Origin of the sequence: Flavisolibacter tropicus (assembly GCF_001644645.1) — a bacterium.
Taxonomy (GTDB): Bacteria; Bacteroidota; Bacteroidia; order Chitinophagales; family Chitinophagaceae; genus Flavisolibacter; species Flavisolibacter tropicus.
In genome coordinates, this window is sequence record NZ_CP011390.1 from 2,718,630 (window position 1) to 2,732,852 (window position 14,223).

Consider the following 14,223-nt stretch of genomic DNA (forward strand, 5'->3'; position numbering starts at 1 on the left):
ATTTGCCGAAATTAAAGACAAATAGCATCCCGGCTGATTTTAAAGGCAGAAAATCAAATTCATGGTAATTAATTTAAGCAAAGAACATTCACTGGTTAGCAATTGGATTGCTGAAATCCGCGATACAGAAATTCAAAAAGACCGCATGCGTTTCCGCCGCAACCTTGAGCGCATTGGTGAAATTGCCGCCTTTGAAATCAGTAAGCGCCTCCCTTATAAAGAAGTAGAAATCACTACTCCTATGGGAACTGCCATGGCGAAAGTGCTGGAAGAGCAGCCGGTTCTGGCTACTATTTTACGTGCCGGCCTTCCGTTACACCAAGGATTGCTCAATTATTTCGACAAGGCCGATAATGCCTTTGTTTCCGCTTACCGCAAACATGATAAGGATGGCTCTTTTGAGATAAGCTTAGACTATTTCTCTTCACCTGAAATCGACAACCGTACGGTCATCATTTCTGATCCCATGCTGGCTACAGGTTCATCGCTTGTAAAAACCATTCAATACATCCAGGAAGAAGGCGAGCCTAAACATATACATATTGTAGCGGCCATCGCTTGCTCTGTAGGTATTGAGTTTGTCCGCCGTCATATACCGTTAGCCACCATCTGGTGCGGCGACATTGATGACGAACTAACGGCCAAGGGGTATATCGTTCCAGGACTGGGCGATGCCGGTGATCTGGCATTCGGCACAAAAATGCAGTCTTAACGAAAGTTTTATTCTTTCTCTTGAAGTGAATTTGTAATTTGTTTATCCAATGTGGATGATTAAAAAAACCTACTGCTTTATCCTGCTCCTCTTTTGTGCTTTTACCACAAAAGCACAAGACCCTAATTTTTCGCAATTCTTTGCATCTCCACTGACGATGAACCCGGCTATGACGGGCAAGTTTGCTGGTCAGTATAGAATTGCAGGAAACTACCGTAACCAATGGCCTACTATCAATAACGCCTATACAACTGCTACCGCTTCGTTTGATGCGGGTATTCTAAAAGATCAGATACCAGAGTTCGACCAGTTTGGTATTGGCTTTATGGGCTTTACAGATAGAAGCGGAAATGGTGTGTTGCAATACAACTATCTTTCTTTTTCTACTGCATATCATAAATCGCTGGATGAAAACGGCGACTACCAAGTCGGTGTAGGCTTTCAGGGCACTTATTCTTCCAAGCGATTGGATGTAACCAGCCTGAAGTTTGAAGACATGCTTCGCTCCGATGGCTTTACTGGGATAACTACGGAAACTTTCAACGGCAGCGACTTAAATATGTCATACTTTGACATGAACGCTGGCCTTTTATTTAATGGTTCGACTAACGGTGAGAACAATATTTATGCAGGCGTATCCCTGTACCATGTTAACCAGCCAAAAGAAACGTTTAATAAAGGAGACTTTAAACTGTCACAACGCCTTACTATACAAGCAGGCGGACATGTGCCTGTTGGCGACGTCGATGCCTTTCACTTTAGTGGAAACTATAGCCGCCAGGCCGGTGCTACCAACACGATGATTGGCGGTGCTTATGGCAAGCTGATGAATCCTGACCAGCCTGTACCAACCATTCTTTACCTGGGAAGCTGGTACCGGTTAAAAGACGCCGTTATTCCTTATATAGGTTTGGAGTTTGGTGAGTTCCATATTGGTGCCACTTATGATGTCAACGTATCTAAATTAAAGCCAGCCTCCAACATGAAGGGCGGTATGGAAATCTCCCTGATCTATATTAAACAGCCGCGCGATCCAAACGCCAAGAAGCTGAACTGTCCGAAGTTTTAACCCCCTGTTCCCCTAAAGGGGAGAAGCTAGCGCTTCTTGAACCACAAAGACACAGTGAACACAGAGGGGCACAGAGAACAGTAAAGAAATAATAGCTAAAAAAAATAGAAAAGCACTCCCGTTAAAGGAGTGCTTTTCTATTATAGGAATGTTTGCTCTTCTGGTTTTGTGTGCTGGCCAATGACTATTGACTATTGACTAGCGGAGCTCTGTGCGTGGATGCTCCCCTTTAGGGGCTGGGGGTGAGCGCTGGCTCTAGAACCAGAGGCAGCAATAACCAACAAAACAGTGTAATCAAGGCTACAGCTATCAGGTTCATAATAAACCCAACCCTGGTCATTTGATGAAGTTTTATATACCCGCTGGAAAAGGCAATAGCGTTGGGTGGTGTCCCCATGGGCAACATGCTGGCGCAACTGGCTGCCAGCGTCATAGGAATACCCAGCATCAATGGATGTAAGTTGGCGGCATCGGCCAGGCTGCTGACCACTGGAGCAAAGACAATCACCTGGGCTACATTACTCATTACTTCACTAACAAAAAGAGAAACCAAGGTTACCAAGAAGATCAATAACAGTGTATTGAATCCAAACTGACCAAACCATTGTCCTAGCTGTTGCATCAGCCCAGCCTTTTCTAATGCGCCCGCCAAAGCGATTCCTCCACCAAATAACAATAATATACCCCAAGCCATCTTACTGGTATCTGACCACACCAGCAGGGTTTCTTTCTTTTCATTGCTGGCAGGAAATAAAAACAATAAAACACCTCCCATCAACGCAATCATGTTATCGTCCAGCTTCACCCAGTTAAGTTTATTGATCAGATCTTTAGTGATCCATAACGAAGCGGTAAGTAAAAAAACAAAGAGCACGCGTTTTTCCGCTTTACTCATAGTACCCAGTGCCACTATCTCTTGATGGATCATAGCCTTGGTTCCGGCGTCCTCTTTCATACGATTAGGATAGAGCCATTTTACCATTACCCAATACAAGCATAACAACAGTAGTATGGAAAGTGGTGTGCATATAAGCATCCAATCAATAAACGATATGCTATAATCGTAACGCTTTTGAATAAAGGCTGCATAAGCCACGTTGGGAGGCGTACCTATTAAAGTAGCAATACCTCCTAAGTTGGAAGCTAGTGCTATAGCCAGCATAACGGATAACGAGAAGTTGTTGATGCCTTTCTGATCTGTGTGATTATCACAGATCACCTTGATAACAGAGAGTGCTATGGGAAACATCATCATGGTAGTCGCTGTATTACTCAACCACATACTGATCATACCTGTAGCAATGATAAAGCCCAATACGATCTTATTGCCACTGGTGCCAGTTAGCCTGACAATATTTAAAGCAATACGCCTATGCAAGTTCCACTTCTCAATAGCCAGACCTAGCATAAAGCCCCCCATGAATAAAAAGATCACCGGGTTAGCATAAGAAGCTGCTGTAGTATCAATAGGTGCAATATTTAATAAAGGGAATATTACTAATGGCAAGAGTGCTACTACTGGCATGGGCATGGCCTCCGTTACCCACAATACAATCATTAGCATACCGACTGCCAACACTTTATTGGCTTCAACGGGAACAGCAAACGGATTAGCAAACCAAATCAGCAAGGCGGCTAATATGCTTGTAACTACAGCTATGTAGCGTGTGTGAATATAGTGGAGCACGGGTTTCATTTGATTGTAAAATACAATGCATGTAAAAGCTATGCTATTTTATTTTGCCACTAACAAAAGGGTTACCCTTTAAAAAGAAGCGATAGGGCCGCAAGGCATCTTCTCCAGCATAGTCTACACCAATGCGTACCGACACACCAACACTTCCCACTGGCAACTGAAAACCATCGTCCGCCAAAAAGAGTTCGTCATCTAACAAAGAAAAACCACTTTGTGAAGTATGGAAGCCAAAAGCCTTTCCTACATTACCGGGGCCCCGGGTTAATGTATGGTCAGCCCTCTTTTTACCTGTTCTCTTCAACATCACATCAATACCTTCCATTGGCTCTACCCCTCTTATCAAAATAGCATGAGGATCTCCTTCCGTACTGGTTACAATATTGAACATCTGGTGTATACCATAACAGAGATAGACATACGCTGTACCACCCTCTCCAAACATGACGGATGTTCGAGTGGTACGTCCCTTCGATGCATGAGAGGCTTTATCACTTTCTCCAGCATATGCCTCTGTTTCTACAATGCGTCCTACAGTTCGTTCTCCGTTCCACTGCGACACTAACACCTTGCCCAATAACTCCTTGGCAATGCGCACAACATCGTCGCGCAAATAAAACTCAACCGGTAGCTTTTGCATGGATTCCAATATATTTACGTATTCGAAATACAGGCTTAGTTTGGTCAGGTATTTTTTTTAATAGTCGTCATTTATAAAACAAAGCTGGCTTGCTAAAAGAAATCATCATTGCTATACAGTCCTATATAGAGGCACACAAGTTCATTGCCCAGCACCGCCTTTGGAAGTGGATCCTGATACCAGGTATTATTTATACACTGCTGTTTATTGTCGGCATGTACTTTTTCTGGCACTCATCAAACAATGCGGTTACCTGGCTTAGTCACTCAATTGGCTTAGAAGCATGGCTACAACGCCAGCATAGCGATTGGCTTAGCTTTCTATTTGTAATGGCAGGGTTATTCCTTCGCCTGATCCTCATGCTGTTTTATTTCTCGCTCTTTAAATATTTCTTCCTGATTGCAGGTTCACCGGTCTTTGCTTACCTGAGTGAGAAAACGGCCGCGATCCTGGAAGGCAAGGATTTCCCATTTTCCTGGAAGCAACTGGCAGAAGACATTTGGAGAGGTTCCTTACTGGCTGTACGCAATACGCTTTGGCAAACAGTATACATGTTCTCCTTGTTGTTGCTTTCTTTAGTGCCGGTCTTTGGCTGGATAACACCACTTATCGCCTTATTCATAGAATGTTACTATTACGGCTTTTCCATGCTGGATTATAGTTGTGAGCGAAATCGGTTAACCATGCCAGAAAGTATAGACTTTATTGGCAAGCACAGAGGCCTAGCTATTGGCAATGGGTTGATGTTTTACCTCATGCACGGATTAATTCTTGTTGGTTGGGTATTAGCACCTGCATACGCAGTTGTAGCAGCTACCTTAAGTTTGCATAAAATAAACAAGACCGCATGAGTGCCAGCGTTTTCCTGATTCCTACTGTACTAGCTGAAGAACAGACAGCTCCCCTTCCTGCTTATATTTTGGATGCGGTAAAACAATGCCAGGTCTTCTTTGTTGAAAATGAACGTACTGCAAGAAGGTTTTTAAAATTACTCTGGAAAGAGATGGTCATTGACGCTTACCAATGGGTAAACATGAAAGAAGTAACGCCAGAGGTTGCCGCCCAATTCAAGCAGTATTTAAAAGAAGGAAAGAACATCGGTATCATTAGTGAAGCGGGCTGTCCCGGTGTTGCTGATCCCGGTCAACACTTGGTGGCTATTGCTCAACAACAGCAAGCCTTGGTAAAACCATTGGTAGGCCCCAACTCTATTTTACTTGCATTGATGGGTAGTGGTATGAATGGCCAGTGTTTTCAGTTTGTGGGTTACTTACCCATTGATATGGCCCAACGTACTAAAACGATCAAAAACCTGGAGTCTGAATCTCGTCAGAAGAACTGCACCCAGATCTTTATTGAAACACCCTACAGAAACAATCAACTGCTTGAAACGCTGGTAAAGACCTGCTCCCCGCAAACTTCTATTTGTGTGGCTGTAGATCTTACCGCCCCAACAGAATCGATACAAACAAAGTCGGCACAACAGTGGAAAACCGCCATGCCGTCTTTACATAAAAGACCAGCTATTTTTCTTTTATACGCTGGTGTGTAATTGCATTACCCACTACTATTGTGCTATGCGTGCAGTAAACTCACCATTGACCACTCGTTACTGCACCTTCACACTATCCACCAAATACCGCGTTTCTCCACGCCAGGGAAGCGTACCATTCTTTTCATGATAATGTACGGTTACATTATGACCTTGCAAATTCATTAATTGCTGGGCTACGTCTTTGTCTTTCACAGAGAAGTAGAATTTCTCTGAAGCGATAGGCACATTTAAATTGCCACGTACACTACTAAGTATCAGTTCTCCTTCATAAGTTTTAAAAAGGGTGCCTTTCTCTGAGAATTTTTGCAGTAAACCAAACCGGTTGCCGCTGCTGTAGGTAAAGGCATATTTCCAGTAAATGAAGATGCCCAAGCCCAGCACCAGGAGGATCATGAAGATGGTAAAGAATCGGCTCAGGCTTTTTTTGAAGCCGTTGCTTCGCTTGGGGGCTTGATTTTCGTATGGCTCGTATTTAGATTCCATACCTTGTGTTTATTAGTGAGCAATAAACACAAGGTATAAATCTTTATGCTAGCTTACAATCCGTACTTATCTACTAAGTATATCAGTGCACCCATATTCAATGCACCTAATTCCAACTCTCTTTTGTTCACTGCTTCAAATACATCATTGCGGGCATGGTGCAGATCAAAATAACGCTGTGAATCTGGTTGCAAACCAGCCAAAGGTGTACCCAGGTTACGATTTAAAGGACCAATATCAGCACCACCGCCACCTTGCGTTAGTTCAGTTGCACCATATGGCGCCAATAGACTCTGCCAGCCTTGGATCTTTTGAAACTGTGCCGCAGAAACCGTAAAGCCAAAACCGCGTGGTGTAAATCCACCGGCGTCACTTTCTAAAGCAAAGACATGCTTTTCACCTTTTGCCTTTGCTTCTTCAGCGTACTTAGTACCGCCTCTTAAGCCATTCTCTTCGTTGGCAAATAATACAAAACGAATCGTGCGTTTAGGTTGGTAACCCATAGCCTTAAAAGCGCGTAATATTTCAATGGTTTGTACACAACCAGCGCCATCATCATGTGCACCCTCGCAGTTATCCCAGCTATCAAGGTGCCCGCCGATGGTAATGTATTCATCAGGAAACTCACTGCCCTTGATCTCACCAATTACATTATGTCCAATTGTATCTGGCAGGAAGCGACCATTGGTATGCAAGGTTACTTCTACATTGCGTTGCTTGGCAACATTACTCAACCAGTCAGCATCTTTCAAACCAATGGCTACGGCAGGAATCTTTGGAACTGTAGAATCGCTATATGAAGTAGAACCAGTATGCGGATTATTATCGGTGCTATGCGAAAGACTGCGTACGATAATGGCCTTCGCTCCATACTTTGCCGCACGGTTAGGCCCTTCTCTACGGAAACGACCAGCATCTGAATAGGCCTGGAACGTGCGTACAAATGTTGGATTGAACTTATAGTTGTAAAAAACGATCTTGTCTTTTACCTGGTCTTTTTTCTGATCCAGCTCTTCAAAACTATTGATCTCAATAACAGAAGCCTGCATTGGTTTCATAGTACCTACCGAGTTGCCCAAGGCTACAATGTCCAGGCTTTTCTGAGAAGCTTTTTCTCCTTTCGTAGCCGCCAGTTTAGCATTGGCCACATCTTTTCCACCGCGTACCCAGTGTGGCACCATACATTCTTGTAACCAGGCGTTTTGAGCATTAGCGGCCTTCATGGCGCCAAGCCCCCATTGTTCAGCCTTTACCATTTGAGGTGAGCCGGCCAGTCGTCCACCAATCTGCTTGGTAAGGTGACGTAGGTTTTCATAGGCCTGGCTGTTTACTAAGATCTCATCTGCCAGGCGGCGCAGAAAGACCGAGTCTTCATGTTGTGCGTGTGTAGTGGTAGCAGCCAATAGCACTGCTACAGCATAAGCTAATTTCTTCATGGATTAAATATACCCCCTGTCCCCCTAAAGGGGAGACTTAGGTCTAAATAAACTTTTATTAAACAAACAACTTTATAGACAAATCATTCAAGAAAGCCTTCCTAACATAAGGTTTTCTTGAATGATACTCTTTTTCTAAAGGAGTGGTTGTCTACAGGAAAGAAATCAATGACCTAAGTTCCCCCTTTAGGGGGACAGGGGGTCGCCTTTATTTAACCAAACCTAACCGTTTTTTGTATTTAACTTAGTTATTCAATTGATTTCCCGATATGAGAATTGGTATAGTTTGTTACCCAACGTTTGGCGGTAGTGGCGTATTGGCCACAGAATTAGGAAAGGCGTTAGCACAGCACGGACATCAGGTTCACTTTATTACGTACCAGCAGCCGGTTCGCTTGAACGGCTTTATACCCAATATTTTTTACCACGAGGTGCAGGTACCTACCTACCCCTTATTTGATTACCCACCCTACGAAACGGCACTGGCCAGCACCATGGTGGATGTTATCAAGAACAACCATTTGCAGTTACTCCATGTGCATTATGCTATCCCTCACGCATCGGCTGCTTATATGGCCAAGCGCATCTTAGAGCAAGATGGCATACACATTCCAGTAATTACCACATTGCACGGTACAGATATCACCCTGGTAGGTCGCGATAAAACTTATGCACCGGTGGTGGCGTTCTCTATCAATCAGAGCGACGCGATTACAGCTGTGTCGCAAAACCTATGTGAGGAAACTTACAAGTACTTTAAGATTGAAAAGCCCATACAGGTCATACACAACTTTGTAGATGTACAGCGCTTCCAACGTAAACCCATTGATGCTTTCCGTAAGGCTATTGCACCCAATGGAGAACGCATCTTACTACATGCTTCCAACTTCCGCAAGATCAAGCGCGTGCAGGATGTAGTAAAGATCTTTTATAATGTACAAAAAGAGATTCCTAGTAAACTGCTCTTTGTAGGTGATGGCCCTGAACGGGCAGATGCTGAAGCTTTAAGCCGTGATTTGGGTATTTGTAATGACATACTCTTTGTAGGTAAACAGGAGCAAATGGAAGATATCCTGGCCATTGCCGACTTGTTCCTGTTAACATCTGAGTATGAAAGCTTTGGATTAGCCGCCTTAGAAGCTATGGCTGCAGGTGTGCCCGTAGTATCTACCAATGCCGGTGGCTTGGGTGAGATTATGATTGAAGGGAAGATAGGCTACATGGGTGATGTGGGTGATGTAGAAACTATGAGCAAACACGCTATCTCAATATTAGCGAACGAGGAGCGCCTCCAAAAATTCAAAAGTGCGGCCGCAGAACACGCCCACACTTTTGACATTCACAACATCATACCGATCTATGAGAAGTTGTATGAAGATGTATTACAAAAAGAGTTGGCAGCGCATTAACGGCGCAGCCAACTTGCTGGATTTACATTACTGTTCTCGATCATCAACATAAAGTCTAACTGGCCACCCGTACCATCATCGGCTGCTGCGGTACGGCCAATAGCCTGTCCTGTTTTCACAACAGCACCTTTACTTACACTTACAGATGAAAGGTTACTATAGATAGTAAAGTATTTACCATGGCGAATAAATACCGCCATACCATCTCCCAGGTTGGATACCGCACTTACTTCTCCATCAAACACGGCACTTACAGTGGCTCCGGCGGACTCTGTACTTATGGTAATACCAGGATTATCTTGTGTTAAGCTGGTTCCTTCTACCTTACTGGTACCAAATGGAATGCTAATAAAACCCTTTACCGGCCATGGAAGACTACCTTTATTACCGGCAAAACTTGAAGAGAGCTTTGCATCAACAGCCGTCAAATCCCTATATTCTCTGTTTTCCTTAGGCTCACTTGCCTTTGCAGTAGTGGTGGTGGCTGGCGCAGTCACTGTCTCAGCACCCTTGCTAGCACTTCCAGTAGTAACATTGTTATTGCTGGCAGGCGCATTATTCTTTGCAGCATTGGCTTTAGCTATGGCGGCTTCTGCTTCCTTGGCTTTACGACGGTCTTCCTCTTCACGCTTTCTTCTGGCTACCGCTTCTTCAGCAGCTTTCTTACGAGCCGCTTCCAACTCACGCTTGATTACCGCTGCAATCTGGTTTCTTAATTGTTGATCTCTTTTCTTTTTAGCAGCAATCTCTTTAGATAACTCACTTTCTTTAGACTTCAGTTTAGCTACTACAGCATCCTTCTCTTTCTTCTGTGTTTCCAATTCAGCCAATTGTTTGGTCTGATTTTGAAGGGCTGCATTCTTCTGTGTTTTTTTACCTAACAGTTGCTGTTTACGATCTGTAATCAACGCTTGCATCTCCTTTATGTTTTCTACCTGCTTCTGACGATAAGCACGATAAGAACGGAGATAAGACACACGCTTTAAAGCATCATTAAAAGTGCTGGCTGAAAAAATGAAATTGAGATAATCATAAGTACTGCGGTTTTTATAAGCATAGATCACACTTTTGGCATATTGCGATTTTAGCGTATCCAGCTCAACCTGTAGTCTAATAATTTCCTTAGCACTTAAATAAATATCATCATTAATCAGGTGTATTTCCTGGTTAATGTTATTTACATATTGGTTTTGAAGATTTACCTTCTTTTGGATCAGGTTCAACTGACCAATGCTTTCTTTACGCTGGCCCTTTACCTGGTTGTATATCGTTTGGATATCACTTAATTCCTTTCTAATAGCATCACGTTCGTTTTGCAGCTTGGACTTGTCTTGCTGAGCAAACGCAGCTATTCCAAAGAATAGGTTTAGGATTATTATTGCGGTTTTCTTCATTTGCATTCATTTAGTAAGGCTGTGCGTGTATAACGAACGACAGATGAATAAATTTTAGTTACGCTCGTAATTTTTGGGGATTGAAAAAGGGAAACTGACATCACCATTCCTTTCATACTGCTTAAAATCAAGCTTTATATCCAGTTTTTTCTTCTCAGAAATCAGGATGCGACGCTTGGTAGCAAACGGAAAGCCCTTTTTATTTTCATAATCTGTATAGGTCAGATCGGCTGTACGGCTACGCGCTATATTAATATCATCTAATTTACTGTGTTGCAGCAACTTATCACCATCTCCAATTGTTAATAGGTTTTTAAACCATTGCCCAAGGCTAAGTAATGCAATGGCATCACCCGTACGGTTGTAAGACACTACATTGCTATCTAAAAACACGGGGTTACCTAAAAGAAGGTTTTGAATGGTGGTCAAATCCAAAGGCAAGGCCGTTACTTCCTGCAGGTAATCTACACTGCGGGCTGTATAGGACTTGTTCAATTTATCAATGATCTTGACAGAGTCTTTTGTGATCAGGGCACGCAAGGCTTCAATACCCAAGATAGCATTGGCTGAAATCCAGATAGCGCTGTCTTTATACATGCGCACGGTGGCATTCACATCATAATTCTTGTCAGCAGCATCCCGGTAATCAATATTCACCTTGGCTGTAAATGTGGTAAAGTCTAGCTTATTGGCATTGATGGCTTGTAATGTATGCTGAATAAAAGCAAGGGAGTCTTTACGGGCATCAGAAATCACTGTTTGTGCAGCAGTAGTATCCTTTTTTGCTATCGCAGTTCCAATCTTTTTGGTAGACCGGCAAGACGCCATTATTATAACCAATCCTAAACAGCTTAATACGCTCTTCATAGCTTTATTTTTTTCCCGTAGACCCAAACCCGCCTTCGCTTCGCTCAGTACCGGATAGTACAGGGACTACTGTAAGTGTTGCTTTTTCTACTTTTTGAATGACCATCTGCGCAATGCGGTCGCCCGGCTGTATGATTTGTGGCTCAGTAGAAAGATTAATCAAGATAATCTTAATTTCTCCTCGATAGTCGCTATCAATCGTTCCAGGTGTGTTCAAGCAAGTAATTCCCTGCTTGATAGCCAACCCACTTCTGGGACGGATCTGTGCTTCAAAACCCTGGGGCAGTTCCATAAAAAGCCCCGTAGGTATCAGCTGCCGCTCCATTGGTGCCAGTGTAACCGGCGCTTCCAGAAAGGCCCTAAGATCCATACCGGCGGCTTCAGCTGTCGCATACTCCGGTAAAGGGTTATTAGATTGATTGATGATTTTGAGTTCCACCACTGCCATAAGCTTCCAAAGATAAGCTGCAGAGCAGAGAATGATGTTAAATGCGTTGCAATAAAACGGTGGCATAGGCCACTACCCCTTCTTTCCGGCCCACAAAGCCCATTTGTTCGGTGGTGGTAGCTTTAATGGAAATATCTTTTTCTGTAATACCTATAAGAGAGGCAATGGTTTGCTGCATTTGTGGTACATAGGGTTTTATTTTGGGCTCCTGTAAGCAAAGTGTACTATCAATATTCACTACGGCATAGCCTTCCTTTGCAATCAGTTTCACAGTATCCGCCAGCAACACCTTGCTATCAATATTCTTATACTTCATATCGGTATCAGGAAAGTGGACACCGATATCGCCCAGGCAAGCTGCGCCTAACATCGCATCGCAAATAGCATGCAGCAGCACATCGGCATCACTATGCCCAATTGCACCCACTGTATGGGGTACATGTACACCGCCTAACATTAAATCCCTGCCTTCACCTAACTGGTGGAAATCAACTCCTAATCCTATTCTAAATGCCATTTGTTTTTGATTTGCCGCAAAGATAGCCGAAAGGATTTCTGATTGCTGATTTGAAGATTTCTGATTTATGTTTCACGCAGAGGCGCTGAGAACGCGGAGAGATGAGGTTTCGCACAGAGGAAAGGAGAAAGAGAATATTGAACAAGGAACAAGGAAGGAAGAAGTGGAGGAAAGGCACAAGGGGCAAGAAACAAGGAACAAGAAAGGAAATGTTCAATGCCCAATTATCAATGTTCAAGGTACAAGGCACAAGATACAAGGTACAGGGAAAGAAAGGACTTGCTCTACAGGGGCTGGTTTTGTATCTTTAGGGTCTTCTCTTTTAAGGCATTTTCTGCCGTTCTTATTATTCTTTTCTATACTATTTTCTATCGTTTTTTAATGGTGAGCGGGTAGCGATATACGGGTCAAGGTACGGGTGAGGTAGGGCTAAGGATCGGCCTAGGTACGGGTGTGATACGGAGTTACCTAGGCTCCCATACGGAGTAACCTAGTATTCTATACGGAGTAACCATGAAGGGGCAGAGGAGGAGTAGGCAAGGTAGAGGGAAATGGCAGGGAAGGTAGGGTGAAGGAGTGAAGGGTTCATGCAGTATCAGCAGGTTGTTGGAACAGGAAAGGATAAATCCGGAAACCACTCATTCTTTTCACCTCTCCTCTGTGCGAAACCTTTTCTACCTAATCCCTAAATCTCCCCAAATCCCGGTTCCAAAATAAAAAAGCAGGAGTGTTCACTCCTGCTTTTGCTTTATAAAGAATCAATTCTATCTATTCGTTACCGCTGTCTGAATTATCCAGATCAAAGATCAGGGAGAAGCGGAGCGTATTTGATAATGGATTTTGGTTGCTGCCAGTACCACCAGAAGGAATCAGGTAGGAGAAGTTCAGGCCAAACACATTATACTTCAAACCAACACCTGTCGTGAAATAGCGGCGGTTACCCTTGGTTTTATCTTCAAAGAAATAACCGGCACGTACGGCAAACTGATTTGCATACCAGTATTCAGCACCTAATGAAACCTGGAACTCTTTAAATTCCTCACTAGCGCCTTCTGGTGCATCAGCAAAAGATTTGAACCAACTGCTTAATATACCTTGCTGACGGTATTCTTGAGCCTTTTTGGTATTGGCTTCCGCTACTGTCGGATCGTTCCCAGGATTGGGGTCAAACTGAGGAGGAGTTGGTACCAATAACTTATTAAAGTCGGCACCAATAGTAAACTTGTTGCTTTCATCCAGTACACGGGTATAGGTAGTACCAAAACCCAGGTTGGCAGGAATAAAGTCCTTTTGGTCTGCATTATTGGTATAAGCAATCTTTGAACCCAGGTTGGTTAAGGCCACACCGAATGACCAGCCTTGACCAGCTTCGTTTTGACGGTTGTGGTAAAACCCTAAATCAGCTGCAACAGCATTACCGGGCTTATAGGTGGTACCACCGTTACCGGCATAACCCTGAGCCAGGTTAGAATTGATATATTTTAAACCCAGGCCAACACCGGTTCTATCAGAAAGTCTTCTGGAATAACCGATATCGATACCAAACTCACGAGGACGACCCGTGCTACCAATATTTCCATTTTCATCGGTAAACTGGATATCGCCCAGGCTGAAATAACGTAAAGAACCAGAGATCGCCTGCAGATCGTCAAGCTTATAGTACCCCGACATAGAAGCCAGGTATACATCATTAACTAATTTTTTCAGCCATGGCGTGTAGGTTACGTTAATGCCACCCTTAATAGTATTGAAAGGAACTTTACCCAAATTGAAATAGGAAGAACTGGCATCCGCGCTCGTAGCAATGGCCAGATCGCCCATACCACCAGCACGGGCATCGGGAGAAATTCGTAAAAAGGGTACTGCAGTAGTTACAACGTTGATTTGGTCTTGTGCTTTAAGAGATACTCCACCAGTAAGAATTAGGGTAACGGCAGCCGTGAATCTAAAAGCTGATGCTCTCATCAATCTCATGTATATATATTGTTTGTGAAAATATG

14 protein-coding genes are annotated in these 14,223 nt (G+C 43.5%); 5 read left to right on the forward strand and 9 right to left on the reverse strand.

The window, feature by feature from the left end; genetic code table 11:
* Positions 1-61 precede the first annotated feature (61 nt).
* Positions 62-712, forward strand: coding sequence for a uracil phosphoribosyltransferase (gene upp / locus SY85_RS11450; RefSeq protein ID WP_066404597.1), 651 nt, complete (start codon positions 62-64; stop codon positions 710-712).
* A gap of 55 nt (positions 713-767) precedes the next feature.
* Positions 768-1,781, forward strand: a complete 1,014-nt coding sequence (locus tag SY85_RS11455) for a PorP/SprF family type IX secretion system membrane protein (protein WP_066409629.1) — start codon at positions 768-770, stop codon at positions 1,779-1,781.
* Positions 1,782-2,010: 229 nt separating this feature from the next.
* On the opposite strand, the gene SY85_RS11460 is transcribed toward SY85_RS11455, so the two are convergent.
* Both SY85_RS11460 and SY85_RS11465 read right to left on the reverse strand, forming a co-directional pair.
* Positions 2,011-3,477 (reverse strand): SLC13 family permease, encoded by a 1,467-nt coding sequence (locus SY85_RS11460; RefSeq protein WP_066404599.1) that lies wholly within the window; start codon positions 3,475-3,477, stop codon positions 2,011-2,013.
* A gap of 34 nt (positions 3,478-3,511) precedes the next feature.
* The gene (locus SY85_RS11465; RefSeq protein WP_066404601.1) at positions 3,512-4,114 is read right to left on the reverse strand and encodes a DNA-3-methyladenine glycosylase; all 603 of its coding nucleotides are present in this window, start codon (positions 4,112-4,114) and stop codon (positions 3,512-3,514) included.
* An 89-nt stretch (positions 4,115-4,203) separates the two neighbouring features.
* Between SY85_RS11465 and SY85_RS11470 the strand changes: the two genes are divergently transcribed.
* Positions 4,204-4,965, forward strand: coding sequence for an EI24 domain-containing protein (locus tag SY85_RS11470; protein WP_066404602.1), 762 nt, complete (start codon positions 4,204-4,206; stop codon positions 4,963-4,965).
* Positions 4,962-5,666 (forward strand): SAM-dependent methyltransferase, encoded by a 705-nt coding sequence (locus SY85_RS11475; RefSeq protein ID WP_066404604.1) that lies wholly within the window; start codon positions 4,962-4,964, stop codon positions 5,664-5,666. Before SY85_RS11470 ends, SY85_RS11475 begins: the two co-directional genes overlap by 4 nt.
* Positions 5,667-5,723: 57 nt before the next feature.
* On the opposite strand, the gene SY85_RS11480 is transcribed toward SY85_RS11475, so the two are convergent.
* The gene (locus tag SY85_RS11480; RefSeq protein WP_082886382.1) at positions 5,724-6,152 is read right to left on the reverse strand and encodes a hypothetical protein; all 429 of its coding nucleotides are present in this window, start codon (positions 6,150-6,152) and stop codon (positions 5,724-5,726) included.
* Positions 6,153-6,205: 53 nt separating this feature from the next.
* Entirely contained in the window at positions 6,206-7,588 is a 1,383-nt protein-coding gene (locus tag SY85_RS11485; RefSeq protein WP_066404607.1) for a M20/M25/M40 family metallo-hydrolase, read from the reverse strand.
* A 269-nt stretch (positions 7,589-7,857) separates the two neighbouring features.
* Between SY85_RS11485 and bshA the strand changes: the two genes are divergently transcribed.
* Positions 7,858-8,997, forward strand: coding sequence for an N-acetyl-alpha-D-glucosaminyl L-malate synthase BshA (bshA, locus tag SY85_RS11490; RefSeq protein ID WP_066404609.1), 1,140 nt, complete (start codon positions 7,858-7,860; stop codon positions 8,995-8,997).
* On the opposite strand, the gene SY85_RS11495 is transcribed toward bshA, so the two are convergent.
* From SY85_RS11495 to porV, 5 genes are all read right to left on the reverse strand, one after another.
* Positions 8,994-10,391, reverse strand: a complete 1,398-nt coding sequence (locus SY85_RS11495; protein WP_066404611.1) for a murein hydrolase activator EnvC family protein — start codon at positions 10,389-10,391, stop codon at positions 8,994-8,996. The two genes, bshA and SY85_RS11495, sit on opposite strands and share 4 nt — an antisense overlap.
* A gap of 54 nt (positions 10,392-10,445) precedes the next feature.
* Positions 10,446-11,258: a lipoprotein insertase outer membrane protein LolB1 gene (gene lolB1 / locus SY85_RS11500; RefSeq protein ID WP_066404612.1), complete on the reverse strand. Its 813-nt coding sequence runs from the start codon at positions 11,256-11,258 to the stop codon at positions 10,446-10,448.
* 4 nt (positions 11,259-11,262) lie between these two features.
* Positions 11,263-11,706, reverse strand: coding sequence for a dUTP diphosphatase (dut, locus tag SY85_RS11505; protein ID WP_066404613.1), 444 nt, complete (start codon positions 11,704-11,706; stop codon positions 11,263-11,265).
* Positions 11,707-11,743: 37 nt separating this feature from the next.
* A complete protein-coding gene (gene ispF / locus SY85_RS11510; protein ID WP_066404614.1) occupies positions 11,744-12,223 on the reverse strand; it encodes a 2-C-methyl-D-erythritol 2,4-cyclodiphosphate synthase in 480 nt (159 codons plus the stop codon).
* 768 nt (positions 12,224-12,991) lie between these two features.
* Complete coding sequence (porV, locus tag SY85_RS11520) at positions 12,992-14,197, reverse strand: type IX secretion system outer membrane channel protein PorV (RefSeq protein WP_226999069.1); 1,206 nt, start codon at positions 14,195-14,197, stop codon at positions 12,992-12,994.
* Positions 14,198-14,223 lie beyond the last annotated feature (26 nt).

Excerpts from the sequence above, each read along its gene's own strand:
- SY85_RS11495 (WP_066404611.1), bottom strand. The coding sequence starts at position 10,391 with ATGAAGAAAACCGCAATAATAATCCTAAACCTATTCTTTGGAATAGCT.
- SY85_RS11465 (WP_066404601.1), bottom strand. The coding sequence starts at position 4,114 with ATGCAAAAGCTACCGGTTGAGTTTTATTTGCGCGACGATGTTGTGCGC.
- SY85_RS11460 (WP_066404599.1), bottom strand. The coding sequence starts at position 3,477 with ATGAAACCCGTGCTCCACTATATTCACACACGCTACATAGCTGTAGTT.
- lolB1 (WP_066404612.1), bottom strand. The coding sequence starts at position 11,258 with ATGAAGAGCGTATTAAGCTGTTTAGGATTGGTTATAATAATGGCGTCT.
- SY85_RS11480 (WP_082886382.1), bottom strand. The coding sequence starts at position 6,152 with ATGGAATCTAAATACGAGCCATACGAAAATCAAGCCCCCAAGCGAAGC.
- SY85_RS11485 (WP_066404607.1), bottom strand. The coding sequence starts at position 7,588 with ATGAAGAAATTAGCTTATGCTGTAGCAGTGCTATTGGCTGCTACCACT.
- SY85_RS11475 (WP_066404604.1), top strand. The coding sequence starts at position 4,962 with ATGAGTGCCAGCGTTTTCCTGATTCCTACTGTACTAGCTGAAGAACAG.
- upp (WP_066404597.1), top strand. The coding sequence starts at position 62 with ATGGTAATTAATTTAAGCAAAGAACATTCACTGGTTAGCAATTGGATT.
- dut (WP_066404613.1), bottom strand. The coding sequence starts at position 11,706 with ATGGCAGTGGTGGAACTCAAAATCATCAATCAATCTAATAACCCTTTA.
- bshA (WP_066404609.1), top strand. The coding sequence starts at position 7,858 with ATGAGAATTGGTATAGTTTGTTACCCAACGTTTGGCGGTAGTGGCGTA.
- SY85_RS11455 (WP_066409629.1), top strand. The coding sequence starts at position 768 with ATGATTAAAAAAACCTACTGCTTTATCCTGCTCCTCTTTTGTGCTTTT.
- porV (WP_226999069.1), bottom strand. The coding sequence starts at position 14,197 with ATGAGATTGATGAGAGCATCAGCTTTTAGATTCACGGCTGCCGTTACC.
- ispF (WP_066404614.1), bottom strand. The coding sequence starts at position 12,223 with ATGGCATTTAGAATAGGATTAGGAGTTGATTTCCACCAGTTAGGTGAA.